16 protein-coding genes, 4 tRNA genes and 1 pseudogene are annotated in these 15193 nt (G+C 69.6%); 19 read left to right on the top strand and 2 right to left on the bottom strand.

Annotation, left to right across the window (positions count from 1 at the left end):
* The 5 genes and pseudogenes from QM634_RS11550 to QM634_RS11530 form a co-directional block, all read left to right on the top strand.
* Window positions 1-675: pseudogene (locus tag QM634_RS11550) on the top strand (2-succinyl-5-enolpyruvyl-6-hydroxy-3-cyclohexene-1-carboxylic-acid synthase); the annotation flags it as partial.
* A 9-nt stretch (window positions 676-684) separates the two neighbouring features.
* Window positions 685-1152 carry a hypothetical protein gene (locus QM634_RS11545; protein WP_415042919.1) on the top strand — a complete coding sequence of 156 codons (468 nt, stop codon included), beginning with the start codon at window positions 685-687 and terminating at the stop codon, window positions 1150-1152.
* Between the two features lie 74 nt (window positions 1153-1226).
* Complete coding sequence (locus QM634_RS11540) at window positions 1227-2402, top strand: glycosyltransferase family 4 protein (RefSeq protein WP_415042918.1); 1176 nt, start codon at window positions 1227-1229, stop codon at window positions 2400-2402.
* Window positions 2403-2444: 42 nt separating this feature from the next.
* Window positions 2445-3155 carry a demethylmenaquinone methyltransferase gene (locus QM634_RS11535; protein WP_415042917.1) on the top strand — a complete coding sequence of 237 codons (711 nt, stop codon included), beginning with the start codon at window positions 2445-2447 and terminating at the stop codon, window positions 3153-3155.
* Window positions 3156-3165: 10 nt separating this feature from the next.
* On the top strand, window positions 3166-4515 hold the full coding sequence (locus tag QM634_RS11530; protein ID WP_415042916.1) for a YibE/F family protein: 1350 nt from the start codon (window positions 3166-3168) through the stop codon (window positions 4513-4515).
* Window positions 4516-4660: 145 nt separating this feature from the next.
* On the opposite strand, the gene QM634_RS11525 is transcribed toward QM634_RS11530, so the two are convergent.
* On the bottom strand, window positions 4661-5932 hold the full coding sequence (locus tag QM634_RS11525) for a geranylgeranyl reductase family protein (RefSeq protein WP_415042915.1): 1272 nt from the start codon (window positions 5930-5932) through the stop codon (window positions 4661-4663).
* Window positions 5933-6026: 94 nt separating this feature from the next.
* On the opposite strand from QM634_RS11525, the gene QM634_RS11520 reads away from it, so the two are divergent.
* Window positions 6027-7046 carry a polyprenyl synthetase family protein gene (locus tag QM634_RS11520; protein ID WP_415042921.1) on the top strand — a complete coding sequence of 340 codons (1020 nt, stop codon included), beginning with the start codon at window positions 6027-6029 and terminating at the stop codon, window positions 7044-7046.
* 110 nt (window positions 7047-7156) lie between these two features.
* Complete coding sequence (gene htpX, locus QM634_RS11515) at window positions 7157-8017, top strand: zinc metalloprotease HtpX (protein ID WP_415042914.1); 861 nt, start codon at window positions 7157-7159, stop codon at window positions 8015-8017.
* A gap of 68 nt (window positions 8018-8085) precedes the next feature.
* Here the strand turns inward: htpX and QM634_RS11510 are convergent, their stop codons facing one another.
* Window positions 8086-8577, bottom strand: coding sequence for a YajQ family cyclic di-GMP-binding protein (locus tag QM634_RS11510; RefSeq protein ID WP_415042913.1), 492 nt, complete (start codon window positions 8575-8577; stop codon window positions 8086-8088).
* A 122-nt stretch (window positions 8578-8699) separates the two neighbouring features.
* On the opposite strand from QM634_RS11510, the gene QM634_RS11505 reads away from it, so the two are divergent.
* The 12 genes from QM634_RS11505 to QM634_RS11450 form a co-directional block, all read left to right on the top strand.
* Window positions 8700-8780, top strand: a tRNA-Tyr gene (locus tag QM634_RS11505).
* 119 nt (window positions 8781-8899) lie between these two features.
* Window positions 8900-8972 (top strand) — tRNA-Thr (locus tag QM634_RS11500).
* Between the two features lie 32 nt (window positions 8973-9004).
* A tRNA-Met gene (locus QM634_RS11495) sits at window positions 9005-9078 on the top strand.
* A 99-nt stretch (window positions 9079-9177) separates the two neighbouring features.
* The gene (gene rpmG, locus QM634_RS11490; protein ID WP_005188102.1) at window positions 9178-9345 is read left to right on the top strand and encodes a 50S ribosomal protein L33; all 168 of its coding nucleotides are present in this window, start codon (window positions 9178-9180) and stop codon (window positions 9343-9345) included.
* 95 nt (window positions 9346-9440) lie between these two features.
* Entirely contained in the window at window positions 9441-10514 is a 1074-nt protein-coding gene (locus tag QM634_RS11485; protein WP_415042912.1) for a fused (3R)-hydroxyacyl-ACP dehydratase subunits HadA/HadB, read from the top strand.
* Between the two features lie 129 nt (window positions 10515-10643).
* Window positions 10644-10716 (top strand) — tRNA-Trp (locus tag QM634_RS11480).
* Window positions 10717-10755: 39 nt separating this feature from the next.
* Window positions 10756-11160, top strand: coding sequence for a preprotein translocase subunit SecE (secE, locus tag QM634_RS11475; RefSeq protein ID WP_415042911.1), 405 nt, complete (start codon window positions 10756-10758; stop codon window positions 11158-11160).
* Between the two features lie 57 nt (window positions 11161-11217).
* Window positions 11218-12087 (top strand): transcription termination/antitermination protein NusG, encoded by an 870-nt coding sequence (nusG, locus tag QM634_RS11470; RefSeq protein ID WP_415042910.1) that lies wholly within the window; start codon window positions 11218-11220, stop codon window positions 12085-12087.
* Window positions 12088-12171: 84 nt separating this feature from the next.
* On the top strand, window positions 12172-12606 hold the full coding sequence (gene rplK, locus QM634_RS11465) for a 50S ribosomal protein L11 (RefSeq protein ID WP_415042909.1): 435 nt from the start codon (window positions 12172-12174) through the stop codon (window positions 12604-12606).
* Window positions 12607-12716: 110 nt separating this feature from the next.
* Complete coding sequence (rplA, locus tag QM634_RS11460; protein WP_415042908.1) at window positions 12717-13433, top strand: 50S ribosomal protein L1; 717 nt, start codon at window positions 12717-12719, stop codon at window positions 13431-13433.
* 99 nt (window positions 13434-13532) lie between these two features.
* The gene (locus QM634_RS11455) at window positions 13533-14348 is read left to right on the top strand and encodes an SDR family oxidoreductase (protein WP_415042920.1); all 816 of its coding nucleotides are present in this window, start codon (window positions 13533-13535) and stop codon (window positions 14346-14348) included.
* 57 nt (window positions 14349-14405) lie between these two features.
* Window positions 14406-15193 (top strand): DUF2786 domain-containing protein (locus QM634_RS11450; protein WP_415042907.1); only part of this gene is annotated, 788 nt, incomplete at its 3' end.

The raw sequence follows: 15193 nt of genomic DNA, 5'->3' as shown, positions 1-15193 counted from the left end.
CGGTCGGCCTGGCTCGCCGAGTGCGCCGCCGAGAACCGGCGGGCCGTCGACGCGGTCGCGCGGGTGCTGGCCGACTCCGAACCCACGACCGGCCTGCACGTCGCCGCGGCGGTCGCCGGAGCCGTCGGGAGCGGACGGCAGCTGTTCCTCGGCGCCTCCAACCCCATTCGCGACGTGGCGCTGGCCGGAACCATCGGCGACGGGGTGCGGGTCCTGTCCAACCGCGGCGTCGCCGGGATCGACGGCACCAATTCGACGGCCATCGGCGCGGCGCTGGCGGGCGGCCCCACCGTCGCACTCATGGGCGATTTGACCTTCATCCACGACACCACCGGCCTGATCATCGGCCCGACCGAGCCGCGCCCGGACGATCTGCGGATCGTCGTGGCCAACGACGACGGCGGCGGCATCTTCGGCCTGCTCGAACAGGGCGATCCGCGGTACTCCCGGGGTGACTACGCCGGCGCCCACGAACGGATCTTCGGCACGCCGCACCACACCGACCTCGCCGCGCTGTGCACCGGCGTGCGGGTGCCGCACTGCCGCGTCGCCGTCGACGAGCTGCCCGCCGTCCTCGCCGAGCCGTCGGCGGGCCTGCAGGTGGTGGAGGTCCCGACCGACCGCACCCGGCTGCGCGAGGTCCACGAGGCCATCGCCGCCGAGCTGTATCGGTAGCCTGTCCCCATGAACCCGACCGCGCAGCGCATCGTGCAGACGACGCTGGTCGTCATCGGGATCCTGCTCACCCTGATGGCGGTGTTCCTGTTCCTCGGTTGCGTCAAGGACGACCGGCAGATCAACGCCAACAAGGTCACCACCGTCGCCGACGTGTCGTCGGCCGACCGGCTGCACGCCTCGGTCGGGTTCTTCACCCCCGACGGCAAGTTCCACAACCCCCAGCTGGGCCTGCTGTACCCGACCAAGTTGGCGGTCGGGCAGCGCATCTCGGTGGACTACGACGCGGCCAACCCGGACGGGTTGGCGCGACCCACCGGGCGCAACGCCGGCCTGGCGGTCATTCCGTGCCTGTCGGTGATCGTCGGCGCGTGGGCGGTCCTGGGTGCACTGATGGTCGCGGTCGCCGAACTCGGGCGGCGACGCCGCTGGTCAGGTGCGGCGCCGTCCTCGCCGGCACCCGCCGACGCCGCCTAATCATTGGTCGCCTGTTCACCGGGCGTTGGGTTCCGCACCACCGATGCGCAGCGTTTACGCATGAGACTGGTGGCATGCGAGTGGCAATTGTGACCGAGAGTTTCCTGCCGCAGGTCAACGGTGTGGCCAACTCCGTGCTGCGCGTCGTCGACCACCTCGAGCGCACCGGACACGAGGCGCTGATCATCGCGCCGGACACACCCCGCGGCCAGGCGTCCGGGCCGACGGTCGTCGGTCGGGGAACGCCCGTTCACCACGTTCCGGCCGTCATGGTCCCGGGTGTGCCGTCGCTGCCGGTCGGCGTACCGACGCCGCTGGTGCACCGTGCGCTGCGCGACTTCGCGCCGGACGTCGTGCACCTTGCGTCGCCCTTCGTCCTCGGCGGGGCCGGTGCCTTCGCCGCGCGTCGCCAGCACCTGCCGACGGTCGCGGTCTTCCAGACCGACGTCGCCGGTTTCGCCGCCAGCTACAACGCGACCTTCACCTCCCGCGCGGCGTGGAAGTACCTGCGACGGCTGCACAGTGCGTGCGACCGCACCCTCGCCCCGTCGTCGGCCTCGGTCCGCGATCTCGCCGCCCACGGGATCCCGCGCGTCCACCGGTGGGGGCGCGGCGTCGACCTCGGGCAGTTCGGTCCCGAGCACGCCGACGCCGACCTGATCGCCCAGTGGTCGGGCGCCACCCACGACGACGACCGCGAGCGCCGCCTCATCGTCGGGTTCGTCGGTCGGCTGGCACCGGAGAAGGATGTCCACAAGCTCGCCTCGCTCGCGCACGACCCGTCGATCCAGCTGGTCATCGTTGGCGACGGACCGCAGCGCAAACAGCTCGCCAAGCAGCTGTCCGGCGCGATCTTCACCGGCGCCCTGCACGGCGAAGAGCTCGCCCGCGCCTACGCCAGCCTGGACGTGTTCGTACACGCCGGCCGGCACGAGACCTTCTGCCAGACGATCCAGGAGGCCATGGCCAGCGGGGTGCCGGTCATCGGTCCCTACGCCGGCGGCCCCTGCGACCTGGTCGACCACGGGCGCACCGGATTCCTGCTCGACCCGGACCGGTTCGCCGAACTGCTCCCCGGCGCGGTCGACCAGCTGCGCGACCCGGCGACCCGGGCGCGCTTCGGCGGCTCCGGGCTGGCCTGGGTGCGCTCGCGCACCTGGTCGACGGTCTGCGACGAGCTGCTGAGCCACTACCGTGCCGTCCTGCACGATCGGGACGAGGCGACGGCTGGGGCACCGCTCGCGGGCTGACCACCCGCCGCACGCGTCGCCCGGGGTACTACGTTGGACCCCATGAACGACGTCGCCGACCATCGCGATTCCCCTGTCGCCGACCTTGCCAAGCGACCCGACGAGGTGGCGTCGATGTTCGACGGCGTGGCCAAGCGCTACGACCTGACGAACACGGTGCTGTCCTTCGCGCAGGACCGTCGCTGGCGGGCCGCCACCCGGCGCGCACTCGGACTGCGGCGCGGCGAGGTGGCACTCGACCTGGCCGCCGGCACCGCGGTCTCGACCGTCGAGCTGGCCAAGAGCGGCGCGCAGGTCATCGCCGCGGACTTCTCCCTGGGGATGCTCAAGGCCGGCGCGGACCGCGACGTGCCGAAGGTCGCGGCCGACGCCCTCGCACTGCCCTTCGCCGACGAATCCTTCGACGCGGCGACCATCTCCTTCGGCCTGCGCAACGTCAACGACGTCGGGCTGGCCCTGCGTGAACTTCGCCGCGTGCTGCGCCCCGGTGGCCGACTGGTCATCTGTGAGTTCTCCACCCCGACGTGGCGGCCGTTCCGCACGGTCTACCTCGAGTACCTGATGCGCGCCCTGCCGGAGGTCGCGACCCGGGTCTCCAGCAACCCGGACGCCTATGTCTACCTGGCCGAATCGATCCGCGAATGGCCCGATCAACCGCGCCTGGCGGCATTGATCCGCGAGGCCGGATTCCGCGGCGTGCACTGGCACAACCTCACCGGCGGCATCGCCGCGCTGCACAGCGCCGTCAAGTAGCGTTGCCCGCGTGAGTCACCGCATCGACGAGCCCGAGACCGGGCGCAACGTCGTCCCGTCGCACGGCCACGGCCATCACCACGGCGCCGACGGTCCGGTGCCGCTGGGCAACGCCGCGCGGTGGGTGGTCGTGGCGATCCTGTCGCTGGCCGCGATCGCCGTCGCCGTCGGACTGGCGGTGCTGTGGCCGTCGTCGACCGGCCAACACCCGATCCCGATGCAGTTCCGCTCCGCCGACGGCGGGCCGATCCGCACCGAGACCGCGACCGTCGTCGCGCAGACCCGTGCCGATTGCCAGAACCCGCTGATCGGTCAGGCCGTCGACCAGTCCGTGCTCGAGGTGGAACCGGTCGCCGACGGGCCCTGCTTTGCCACGACCATCCGCCTGGACAGCGGGGCCGACCAGGGGAAGGTCGTGCTGCTGCAGATCCCCACCAACCGCGCCCAATCCGGCGACGGGCCCGACCAACCGGCCATCGACCCGCGCACCGCCGACCAGCCGCAGCCCGGCCAGCCGACCCTGCACGTCGACAACACGATCCGCGTCGGCATCCTGCCGGGCGTCGACGGCCAGCCGCGGTACAGCTTCTACGACTTCGCGCGCGGCCCGGCGATCATCGTGTGGGCGCTGCTGTTCGTGCTCGCGATCGTCGTGGTCGCCGCGTGGAAGGGGTTGCGCTCGATCATCGGTCTGGTGTTCGCCTTCCTCGTGCTGGGCATCTTCACGCTGCCGTCCATCCTCGCCGGGCACTCGCCGGTTGCCGTCGCCGTCGTCTCGGCGGCGCTGATCCTGTTCGTCGTGCTCTACCTCGCGCACGGGGTGAGTATGCGGACGTCGGCGGCGCTGGTCGGAACGCTCGTATCCCTCGTCTTCGCCGGGTTGCTGAGCTGGTTGGCGATCCGCACCATGCACATCGCCGGGCTCTCCGGCGACCAGTCGATGAGCCTGCAGCTCTACCAGGGGACCATCTCGATGACCGGCCTGCTGTTGGCCGGCTTCATCATCGGCGCCCTCGGCGTCCTCAACGACGTGACGATCACTCAGGCGTCGGCGACCTTCGAGCTCGCCGCCGCCGGCGAGCCGTCCCGGATGGCGACATTCCGCGCCGCGATGCGCGTCGGCCGCGACCACATCGCCAGCACCGTCTACACGCTGGTCTTCGCCTACGCGGGCAGTGCGCTTCCCCTGCTGCTGCTGTTCTCGGTGGCGGCGCAGCCCTTCGACTCGTTGGTGACCACCGATCAGGTCGTGATCGAGCTAGCCCGCGCCTTCGTGGGCGGCATAGCCATCGCAATGTCGGTGCCGCTCACGACGGCCGTCGCCGCCGCCCTGGTGACGATCAAACCGCGTCGCGCCTGACGGCTCCGCCTTCTCCGTCGAGCGTGCCCAGATTCTCGTCGAGCGTGCCCAGATTCTCGTCGAGCGTGCCCAGAATTCCGTCGAGCGTGCCCAGATTCTTGTCGAGAGGAGTCCACTCGGCGGAGATGACCGCCCACTCGGCGGCTCAGCGGAAGGGAGGGCGGTCGTCGACGCGGATCGACATCCGACCGGCCGTTCGCCAGGCACGCGCCACGACGTCCTTGTCCTCTTCGGTGACCAGGTTCGCCATCACCCGGACGACCGTCGCCATCAGCCGGCCCGACCGCAGGCCCGGCCGTCCCAGCAACGGCACCACCTGCGGCACGGTGAACAGCGCCGCCAACCGTCGGGCCGCGGAGAACGCGGTCGCATAGTGCTCGGTCAGCAGATCCGGCCAGCGCTCGGTGAAGTCGTCGACGCCGTCGCCGAGCAACCCGACCGCCAGCCGGGCGGTTTCCAGGCCGTAGTCGATGCCCTCGCCGTTGAGTGGGTTCACGCACGCCGCCGCATCGCCGATGAGCATCCAGTTGCGGCCCGCGACGCCGCTGACGGCGCCGCCCATCGGTAGCAGCGCGGAGGTGACCCGCTGCGGTTCGCCGGTGATCTGCCACTCCTCGCGGACCATCTCGGCGTAGTGCCGCAGGGTGGGCCGCAACTCCACGTGCGCCGGTCGTTTGGCCGTGGCCAGCGCCCCCACCCCGACGTTCAGCTGTCCGTCGCCGAGCGGGAACACCCAGCCGTACCCGGGCAGCGCCGTGCCCGCGGCGTCGCGCAGCTCCAGGTGCGAGCCCATCCATTCCGAATCGGCGCGACCGGAGGCCACGTAGGCGCGTCCGGCGGTGCCGTAGGCCGTGTCCCGGTGCCACTGTCGTCCGAGCACCTTGCCCAGACCCGAGCGCACACCGTCGGCGACGATCACCGTCTGCGCCCCGATGGTCCGCCTACCCTCCGGACCCTCGACCACGACGGCCCCGATCCGGTCGCCGTCCCACTCGACGTCGACGGCCTTGTGCCCCGACACCATCTGCGCACCCGCCTCGCCGGCGAAGCGGCGCAGTTCGTCGTCGAACTCCATCCGGGCCACTGCGCTGCCCCAATCGGCGAAGCGCTCGCCGGGCCAGGTGACCCGCTGGTCGGCGCCCCACCCGTGCAGGTGCAGCCCGATGATCCGCGGTCGGCCGGCCAGCCGGTCGGCGAATCCGAGTGCGTCCAGCTCGGTGATCGCGCGCGGCGTCAGGCCGTCGCCGCAGGTCTTGTCGCGGGGGAAGGTCGCCATGTCCAGCAGCACGACATCGCGCCCGGCCCGTGCCGCGTAGGCGGCCGCGGCCGACCCCGCCGGACCCGCGCCGACGACGAGGACATCGGTGCGCCCGGGGGTCGGCGAAGGCGCCGGTTCGGCGTCGGTGGCGTTGCTCACCCGACCAGTATGTCGGGTGGGCCGGTCGGCTAGGCTCGGCGAGTAGGGCGCGACCGCGCCGACCCCCGAAAACCCTGTGCAGGTGGCATTACACGTGAAGTCGACGATCGCCGGCTTGAACCTCGGATCCGACGACTTTTCCGTCGCCGTGAAGACGTCGTTGGCGCAGGTCGAGGACCTGCTGCTCAGCGAACTCTCCTCCGGCGACGACCTGCTCACCGAAGCCGCGTCGCACCTGGCCAAGGCCGGCGGCAAGCGCTTCCGCCCGATGTTCGCCATCCTCGCCGCACAGTTCGGCCCCCGCCCCGACGCGCCGGAGGTCATCACCGCGGCGACCGTCGTCGAGATGATCCACCTCGCGACGCTGTACCACGACGACGTGATGGACGAGGCGCCCGTGCGCCGTGGCGCCGAGTCGGCCAACGCGCGGTGGAGCAACTCGATCGCGATCCTGTCCGGCGACTTCCTGTTCGCGCGCGCCTCCCGGCTCGTGTCGACGTTGGGCCCCGAGTCGGTGCTGATCATCGCGGACACCTTCGCCGAGCTGGTCACCGGTCAGATGCGCGAGACCGTCGGTGTCGCCAGTGGTGCCGATCCCGTCGAGCACTACCTGAAGGTCGTGTGGGAGAAGACCGGCTCGCTCATCTCCGCGGCCGGACGGTTCGGCGCGATGACCTCGCGGGCCGACACCGAGACCGTCGAGCGCCTCGCGCGCCTGGGCGACGTCATCGGCACCGCCTTCCAGGTCTCCGACGACATCATCGACATCGCGTCGGTCACCGACGACTCGGGCAAGACCCCCGGCACCGACCTGCGCGAGGGCGTGCACACCCTGCCGGTGCTCTACGCGCTGGCCGGCGACGACGAGACCGGCACGCGGCTGCGCACACTGCTCGTCGACGAGGGGACCGGCAAGCCGCGGCCGCTGGTCGACGATGCCGAGGTCGACGAGGCACTGGGCCTGCTGCGGTCCTCGGCGGGCATGGCCGCCGCCCACGACAAGCTCCGCGAGTACCTCGCAGCGGCGCAGGACGACCTGGCGCACCTGCCCGCCGGACCCGCCCGTGATGCTCTGGCCGACCTGGCCGCGTACACCATCGAGCGCACCGGATAGCCGACGCGCCCGAATTGCGCGGCATGTCGGGAACCCGACGGGCCGTCCCCGCGTTTGGCAGTATGCAAGGTGAGTGGCCGCGCCCCGCGGCCCACCAGAAGAGGTAGGACATGCATTTCTTCAACGGTGTGAAGACCGCGATGCTGCTCGGTCTGATGTCGGCGATCATCGTCGGCATCGGCGCGATGTTCAAGAGCCCGGGCATCCTGCTCGGCTCGGTCGTCCTGGCGATCGCCACCAACGCCTACGTGTACTTCAACTCGGCGAAGATGTCGCTGAAGGCGATGCACGCCCAGCCCGTCACCGAGGTCGAGGCGCCCGCGCTCTACAAGATCGTGCGCGAGCTGGCCACCGACGCCAAGCAGCCCATGCCGGCGCTGTACATCAGCCCCACCCAGTCGCCGAACGCCTTCGCGACCGGCCGCAACCCGAAGAACGCCGCGGTCTGCTGCACCGCCGGCATCCTGCCGCTGCTGTCCGAGCGCGAGCTGCGCGCGGTGCTCGGCCACGAGCTGTCGCACGTCTACAACCGCGACATTCTGATCTCGTCGGTGGCCGGCGCGCTGGCCGCGATCATCACCGGCCTGGCGCACTGGGCCATGATGTTCAGCGGCGGCAGCCGTGACGGCAACGGCCCCGGCATCCTCGCCAGCCTGATGCTGATGGTGCTCGGCCCGCTCGCCGCCGGCGTCATCAAGATGGCCGTCTCGCGCTCGCGGGAGTACCAGGCCGACGAGTCCGGTGCCGAGCTGACGAAGGATCCGCTGGCCCTGGCGTCGGCGCTGGAGAAGATCTCCACCGGCGTCAGCTCCGAGCCGCTGCCGAAGGACCCGGCGATCGAGTCGCAGGCGCACATGATGATCGAGAGCCCGTTCGGCGGCGTGCAGAAGCTGATGTCGACGCACCCGCCGACCGAGGACCGCATCGCGCGACTGCACGAGATGGCCCGCAAGATGGGCGAGACCGCCTAGTCCGCGTCACGACGAACAAGTGGACCCGAGCCCGCGATGGGCTCGGGTCCACTCGTTTGTGCGGTCCGCTAGCGGTAGTTGACGAACTGGAGGGCGATGTCGAGGTCGGAGCCCTTGAGCAGCGCGATCACGGCCTGCAGGTCGTCGCGCTTCTTGCTCGAGACGCGCACCTCCTCGCCCTGGATCTGCGCCTTCACACCCTTGGGGCCCTCATCGCGGATGATCTTGGAGATCTTCTTGGCGTGCTCGGAGTCGATGCCCTGCTTGAGGGTGCCGGTGATCTTGAAGGTCTTGCCCGACGCCGCCGGGTCGCCGGCCTCGAAGGCCTTCAGCGAGATGTCGCGGCGGATGAGCTTCTCCTGGAACACCCCGAGCGCGGCCTGGGCGCGTTCCTCGGCGTCCGAGGTGATGACGATCGCCTCGTCGCCCGACCACTCGATCCGGGTGTTGGTGCCGCGGAAGTCGTAGCGCTGCGACAGCTCCTTGGCCGCCTGGTTGAGTGCGTTGTCGACCTCTTGCCGATCGATCTTGCTGACCACGTCGAAGGATGAATCTGCCATGGGCCACAGCGTAGCGGGTCGATCGGAGGCGGGCGTGAACAGCGGGTTTGCGCACGCCCCGGGGAGGCGTTGTATTCTTTGCGGCGTTGCCCTTCGTCGCTCCCGAGCGGCAAGAGCGCACCGGCAGGTTGCCCGAGCGGCCAAAGGGAGCGGATTGTAAATCCGTCGCGCAAGCTACATAGGTTCGAATCCTATACCTGCCACGACGTGGGCTTTCCCACCGAGAAGCGGCGGTCGGACATGATTTGTCCGACCCGGTTTCCGGTGTGTAACCTCGTCATGTTGTCTTCTCGTCGGGCCTGCCCGGAGTAGAGGCGACGACGCCCCCTTAGCTCAGTCGGCAGAGCGTTTCCATGGTAAGGAAAAGGTCGACGGTTCGATTCCGTCAGGGGGCTCGCTGGACCCGATTCAGCAGATCGGTCCGCGCGGCGGTGTAGCTCAGCTGGTTAGAGCGCACGACTCATAATCGTGAGGTCGGGGGATCGAGTCCCCCCACCGCTACACACTCGGATCGGCGGCCGCCGATCCGAAGAACAAGAGGCCCGGTGCCGGTCGAGAGACCGAAACCGGGCGCCAGTACCACCGAAAGAAGGCAGCGACGTGGCCTCCTCGACTGACGTTCGCCCCAAGATCACCTTGGCGTGCGAGGTGTGCAAGCACCGCAACTACATCACCAAGAAGAACCGTCGGAACGATCCCGACCGCCTGGAGATCAAGAAGTTCTGCCCCAACTGCGGAACGCATCAGGCGCACAAGGAATCGCGCTGACGAACAGGGGCACCGGCAACGGTGTCCCTTTTCCTTTTGTCGCTCCGCTTCGCGCGACAGCCCCGACACCTCGCGACGACTAGGCAGGTTTGACTGTGTTTTCCGGTTCCGATCCCGATGAGACCCCGGCTGAGAAGCTGAGCCCCGAGGCGCTGGCCGAGCGCACCGCCGGGCTCGTCGGCTTCCACTACACCGTCGACGACTACTACGAGGTCGGTCGCGAAGAGGTCCGCAAGCACGCCATGGCCGTGCAGGACGCGCACCCGACGCACTGGAGCGAGGCCGCGGCCGCCGAGTACGGCTACGACAGCCTCGTCGCGCACCCGACCTTCGTGTCGGCCTTCGGCATCACCGCGCAGCGGTACCTGTTCGAGCACGTCGTCACCGGCTACGACCTGTGGCAGATCATGCAGACCGACCAGCGGCTGATCTACCACTCGCCGATGAAGGTCGGCGACCAGCTCATCTGCGACGTGTCGCTGGACTCGTTCCGCCACATCAGCAAGCCGGAGAACCTGGACATGCTGGTGAGCAAGAACGTCATCTGGAACCAGCACGACGAGCCGGTCATGACCACCTACACCTCGCTGGTCGCGCGCACCGGCGTCGAGGTCGACCCCGAGCTGGTCGAATCCCTCGAGCACGTCATGCCTAAGTGTGACGCCTTCGGCGACCCCGGCAAGACCGTCAACCGACCGCCCGCCGAGCCCGGTCAGCCCGACCCGACGCAGTCGCCGTCGGCCGGCAAGGCGATCGACTTCGACAGCCTCACCGTCGGGCAGGAGTTCGACCCCAAGTCCTTCTTGCTGACCCGCGGAAACCTGACGAACTACGCCGGCGTCGTCGGCGACCCGAACCCGATCCACTACTCCGACCAGGTCGTGCAGGCCGCCGGCCTCGACGGCGTCGTCGCGCACGGCATGCAGACGATGGGTCTGGGCGCCACCTACGTGTCGCAGTTCATCGGGGACCCCGCCGCGTTCTGCGAGTACAACGTGCGCTTCACCAGCCCGGTGTACGTGCCCGCCGACGACTACGCGTCGGTCGACTTCACGGCCAAGGTGAAGTCGCTCAACCCGGAGACCCGCAAGGGCACCATCGCCCTCGTCGGCAAGCAGGGCGACCGCAAGATCTTCGGCCGGGCCAACATCGTCGTCCAGTTCAGCTGAACGGATTGGTGTCAGGCGCCGTCGGTGCTCTACACTGAAGTGTCAGATTGACTCTTGACTTGCGCGCCGCCCAATAGGGTGGCGCGTTGTCATGTTCGGGTCAATCGGGCGTGACCGACCCGGTCACAAAGGGGCGTAGCTCAACTGGCAGAGCAGCGGTCTCCAAAACCGCAGGTTGCAGGTTCAAGTCCTGTCGCCCCTGCCGTGGATTGCCACGGCCACCGGAAACGAGAGGACTCGAATGAGCAAGCGCGATCGAGCTGGCAAAGCGAAGGCGAAGGGCGACGACGTGGTCGACGCCGCCGTCGACACGCTCGACGACGACGCGACGCCGCGGCCCACCGGCAAGCGCGCCGGTACGTCGCGCCGTGCGGCTCGCGCCGACAAGTCCTCCGAGGCCGCGGCCACCGGCAGTCGCAACCCGTTCGTCGCGGTGTGGACGTTCCTGCAGCAGGTCGTCTCCGAGATGAAGAAGGTCATCTGGCCTACCCGGCGCGAGACGATCATCTACACGCTCATCGTGTTGGTGTTCATCATCGTGTTCACCCTGTTCATCTTCGGGCTCGACCAGGGCTTCGGCCGGTTGATCCTCTGGGTGTTCGGCGGCGATGCCAAGCCGACCCCCACCCCGGGCGTCCCCGGGTAGCCGACCGCACCCGACCGGCGTACACCAGCTTTTCCCAATCCAAAGGAGCATCGGGCAGTGACCAACCCCGAGAACGAGATCGAATCGACCGAGGACACCACCTCGGCGGCCCCGGCTGCCGCGGAGGCGGTCGAGACCGCGGTCTCCGACGTGGTCGAGGCTCCCGCGGAGGACGCGGCCCCCGTCGAGGGGGCTGTCGAGGAATCGGCCGAGAGCGCAGCTGAGCCCGCTGCCGAGCCGACCGATGAGGCCCCCGCCGTCGAGGACGCTGCCGAGGCGGCCCCCGCTGCCGACGAGCCCGCCGAGGAGGAGGATCCGGCCGACGCGATGCGCCGCCAGCTGCGGTTCGCCCCGGGCGACTGGTACGTCATCCACTCCTACGCCGGCTACGAGAACAAGGTGAAGGCCAATCTCGAGACCCGCGTGCAGAACCTCGACCTCGAGGACTACATCTTCCAGGTCGAGGTGCCGACCGAAGAGGTCACCGAGATCAAGAACGGTCAGCCGAAGAAGGTCAACCGCAAGGTGCTGCCCGGCTACATCCTGGTGCGCATGGACCTCAACGACGAGTCGTGGGGCGCCGTGCGCAACACCCCGGGTGTGACCGGATTCGTCGGGCTGACGTCGCGTCCGTCGCCGCTGACGCTCGACGAGGTGCTGAAGTTCCTCGTCCCGCGCAGCGAGCCGAAGAAAGCCGCGTCCACCAAGGGCGCGGACGTGGCGGCCGCCGCCGCTGCGGCAACCGCGCCGATCGAGGTCGACTTCGAGGTCGGCGAGTCGGTCACCGTCATGGACGGCCCGTTCGCGACCCTGCCCGCGTCGATCAGCGAGGTCAACGCCGAGCAGCGCAAGGTCAAGGTGCTCGTGTCGATCTTCGGCCGCGAGACGCCCGTCGAGCTCGGCTTCAACCAGGTCGAGAAGATTTAGCGTCGGGCGCCCCGCGCGCCCCTCGCCACACAGACTTCCGCGTATCCAGCGTGCGCGGATGAGGAAAGAAAAAGGACAATAAGGATGCCTCCCAAGAAGAAGAAGATCGCCGGGATCATCAAGCTCCAGATCCAGGCGGGCCAGGCCAATCCGGCTCCGCCGGTGGGTCCGGCGCTGGGTCAGCACAGCGTGAACATCATGGAGTTCTGCAAGGCCTACAACGCGGCGACTGAGAATCAGCGCGGCAACGTGGTGCCGGTCGAGATCTTCGTGTACGAAGACCGCTCGTTCGACTTCAAGCTGAAGACCCCGCCCGCCGCCAAGCTGCTGCTCAAGGCGGCCGGCTTGCAGAAGGGCTCCGGCGAGCCGCACGTGAACAAGGTCGGCAAGGTGACCATGGACCAGGTCCGTGAGATCGCCAAGACCAAGGCCGAAGATCTCAACGCCAACGACATCGACCAGGCGGCGAAGATCATCGCCGGCACCGCCCGCTCCATGGGCATCGTCGTCGAGGGCTAGCGAAACGCACTGGCCCGCGTGACAGCGGGCGCAGAAGCACCAACCCCCGTGGGAGGGCCGGCTCGGCCCATCAACCACTAACCCGGGCACACCGGAGAAGGAACAGAGCAATGGCACAACGAAGCAAGGCCTACCGCGCCGCCGCGGAGAAGATCGACAAGGACAACCTGTACAGCCCGCTGGAGGCCGTGCAGCTCGCCAAGGAGACGGCGTCGAAGAACACCGACTCCACCGTCGAGGTCGCCGTCCGCCTGGGCGTCGACCCCCGCAAGGCCGACCAGCTGGTCCGCGGCACCGTCAACCTGCCGCACGGCACCGGTAAGACCGCCCGCGTCATCGTGTTCGCGGCCGGCGAGAAGGCCGACGAGGCGAAGGCCGCCGGCGCCGACGAGGTCGGCGCCGAGGACCTGATCGAGAAGATCAACGGCGGCTGGCTCGAGTTCGACGCCGCGATCGCGACCCCGGACCAGATGGCCAAGGTCGGCCGGATCGCCCGCGTCCTGGGCCCGCGCGGCCTGATGCCGAACCCGAAGACCGGCACCGTGACCACCGACGTCACCAAGGCCGTCAACGACATCAAGGGCGGCAAGATCAACTTCCGCGTCGACAAGGCGGCCAACCTGCACTTCGTCATCGGCAAGGCCTCGTTCAGCCCCGAGCAGCTCGCGGAGAACTACGGCGCCGCCTACGACGAGATCCAGCGCGCCAAGCCGTCGGCCGCCAAGGGTCGCTACGTCAAGAAGGTCACCGTGTCCACCACCACCGGCCCGGGCATCCCGGTCGACCCGGCGGTGACGCGCAACTTCACCGAGGCCGACCAGGCCTAGTCGCAAGCACACGGTTCCGAGCAAACCCAGCACCTTACGGTGCTGGGTTTGCTCGTTTCTGTCGGGTTTGCGGGCGCGGCGATCCGGTACGTTGACGGCATGGAGGTCGACGGCCGGGTGGCAATCGTGACGGGCGCGGCGAGCGGCATCGGGGCCGCACTGTCCGCAGAGCTCGTCGCACGGGGTGCGCGCGTCGTCGTCGCCGACCTCGACGAGACCGCCACCGCCCGAACCGCCGCGCGGCTGCCCGAGGGCTCGGCGGTCGCCGTCGCCGGGGACACCTCCGATCCCGCGGTGATCGAGGCGCAGATCGCCGCCGCCGAGCGGGCCTTCGGGCCCGTCGACCTGTACTTCGCCAACGCCGGGATCGCCGGTGCCGCCGGGTTGGCGGCCACCGACGAGGACTGGGCCCGCGCGCTCGACGTGAACCTTCTCGCGCACGTGCGCGCCGCCCGGGCCCTGGTGCCCGGCTGGGTGGAGCGGGGGAGCGGCCACTTCGTGACCACCGCGTCGGCGGCCGGCCTGCTGTCCCAGATCGGGTCGGCCACGTATTCCACGACCAAGCACGCCGCCGTTGGCTTCGCCGAATGGCTCTCGCTCACCTATGGCGACGACGGCGTCGGGGTGAGCTGTGTGTGCCCGATGGGCGTCGACACGGCACTGCTGCGCCCGGACCGCCCGGTCAGCGACGCCGAGGCGCTGATGCTCCACACCGTCGAATCCGCGGGCGAGGTCCTCGATCCCGCCGACGTCGCGGTGATGGTCCTCGACGCCGTCGCCGCCGACCGCTTCCTGGTGCTTCCGCATCCCGAGGTGCTCGAGATGTACCGCGGCAAGGGCGCCGACTACGGGCGCTGGCTCGCCGGCATGCGCCGTCTGCAGCGGGGGATGCGCCGCTCCCTGCCGGGCGGCTGAGGTCGCCTCGAATGGCGCCGCGGGGAACCGAATCGCCCCGCAATTAGTCTAAGAAGTATGCGCGACGAAAAGACCCTCTCCCGGATCGCGGCCCTGCTGCGCCAGGCCGAGGGCACCGACAACGAACACGAGGCGCAGACCTTCATGGCGGCCGCCCAGCGCCTGGCGACCGCGGCGGCCATCGACCTCGCCATGGCCCGCGCCCACGACCCGGCGGCGCGGGAGCGGACCGTCCCGGCGGCCCGTCAGATCACCATCGGCGAGGCCGGAAAACGGGGGCTGCGGACCTACGTCCAGCTATTCGTGGCCATCGCCCGGGCCAACGACGTCACCGTCGACGTCGCGCACAACTCCACCTTCGTGCTGGCCTACGGCTTCGACACCGACATCGACAACGTCGAGGCGCTCTACACGTCGCTGTTGATCCAGATGGTCGCCGCCAGCGACGCCTACCTGAAGTCGGGCGCCTACAAGGGGGAGACGGCCCGCCGGGTCGTCGTGCGCAACAACGGCTGGCTGCGTCGCCGCGTCGTCGAGAAGACGCAGCTGTCGCCGATCACCGCCCGGTTGAACTTCCAATCCGCCTTCGCCGAACGCGTCGGATCCCGGCTCGGGCAGGCCCGCGACGAGGCCCGCAGCGAGGCCGCCAAAGCCGAGAAGTCCGGCGGTCCGTCGACCGCCCTCGCCCTGCGGCACAAGGAGGTCGAGGTCGCCGACTTCTACGCCCAGAAGTCGACGGCACGCGGCAGCTGGCGCCCGGCCCGCGCCGAAGCGGGGTATTCCGAAGCCGCGCGTCGCGCCGGTGACCGCGCCGGGCGGCGGGCGCGGTTGGGGGAGCAGTCGCG

Source organism: Gordonia sp. (in: high G+C Gram-positive bacteria), assembly GCF_047606305.1.
In the GTDB taxonomy this organism is placed as follows: Bacteria; Actinomycetota; Actinomycetes; order Mycobacteriales; family Mycobacteriaceae; genus Gordonia.
This window is presented reverse-complemented; position numbering and strand designations above follow the sequence as displayed.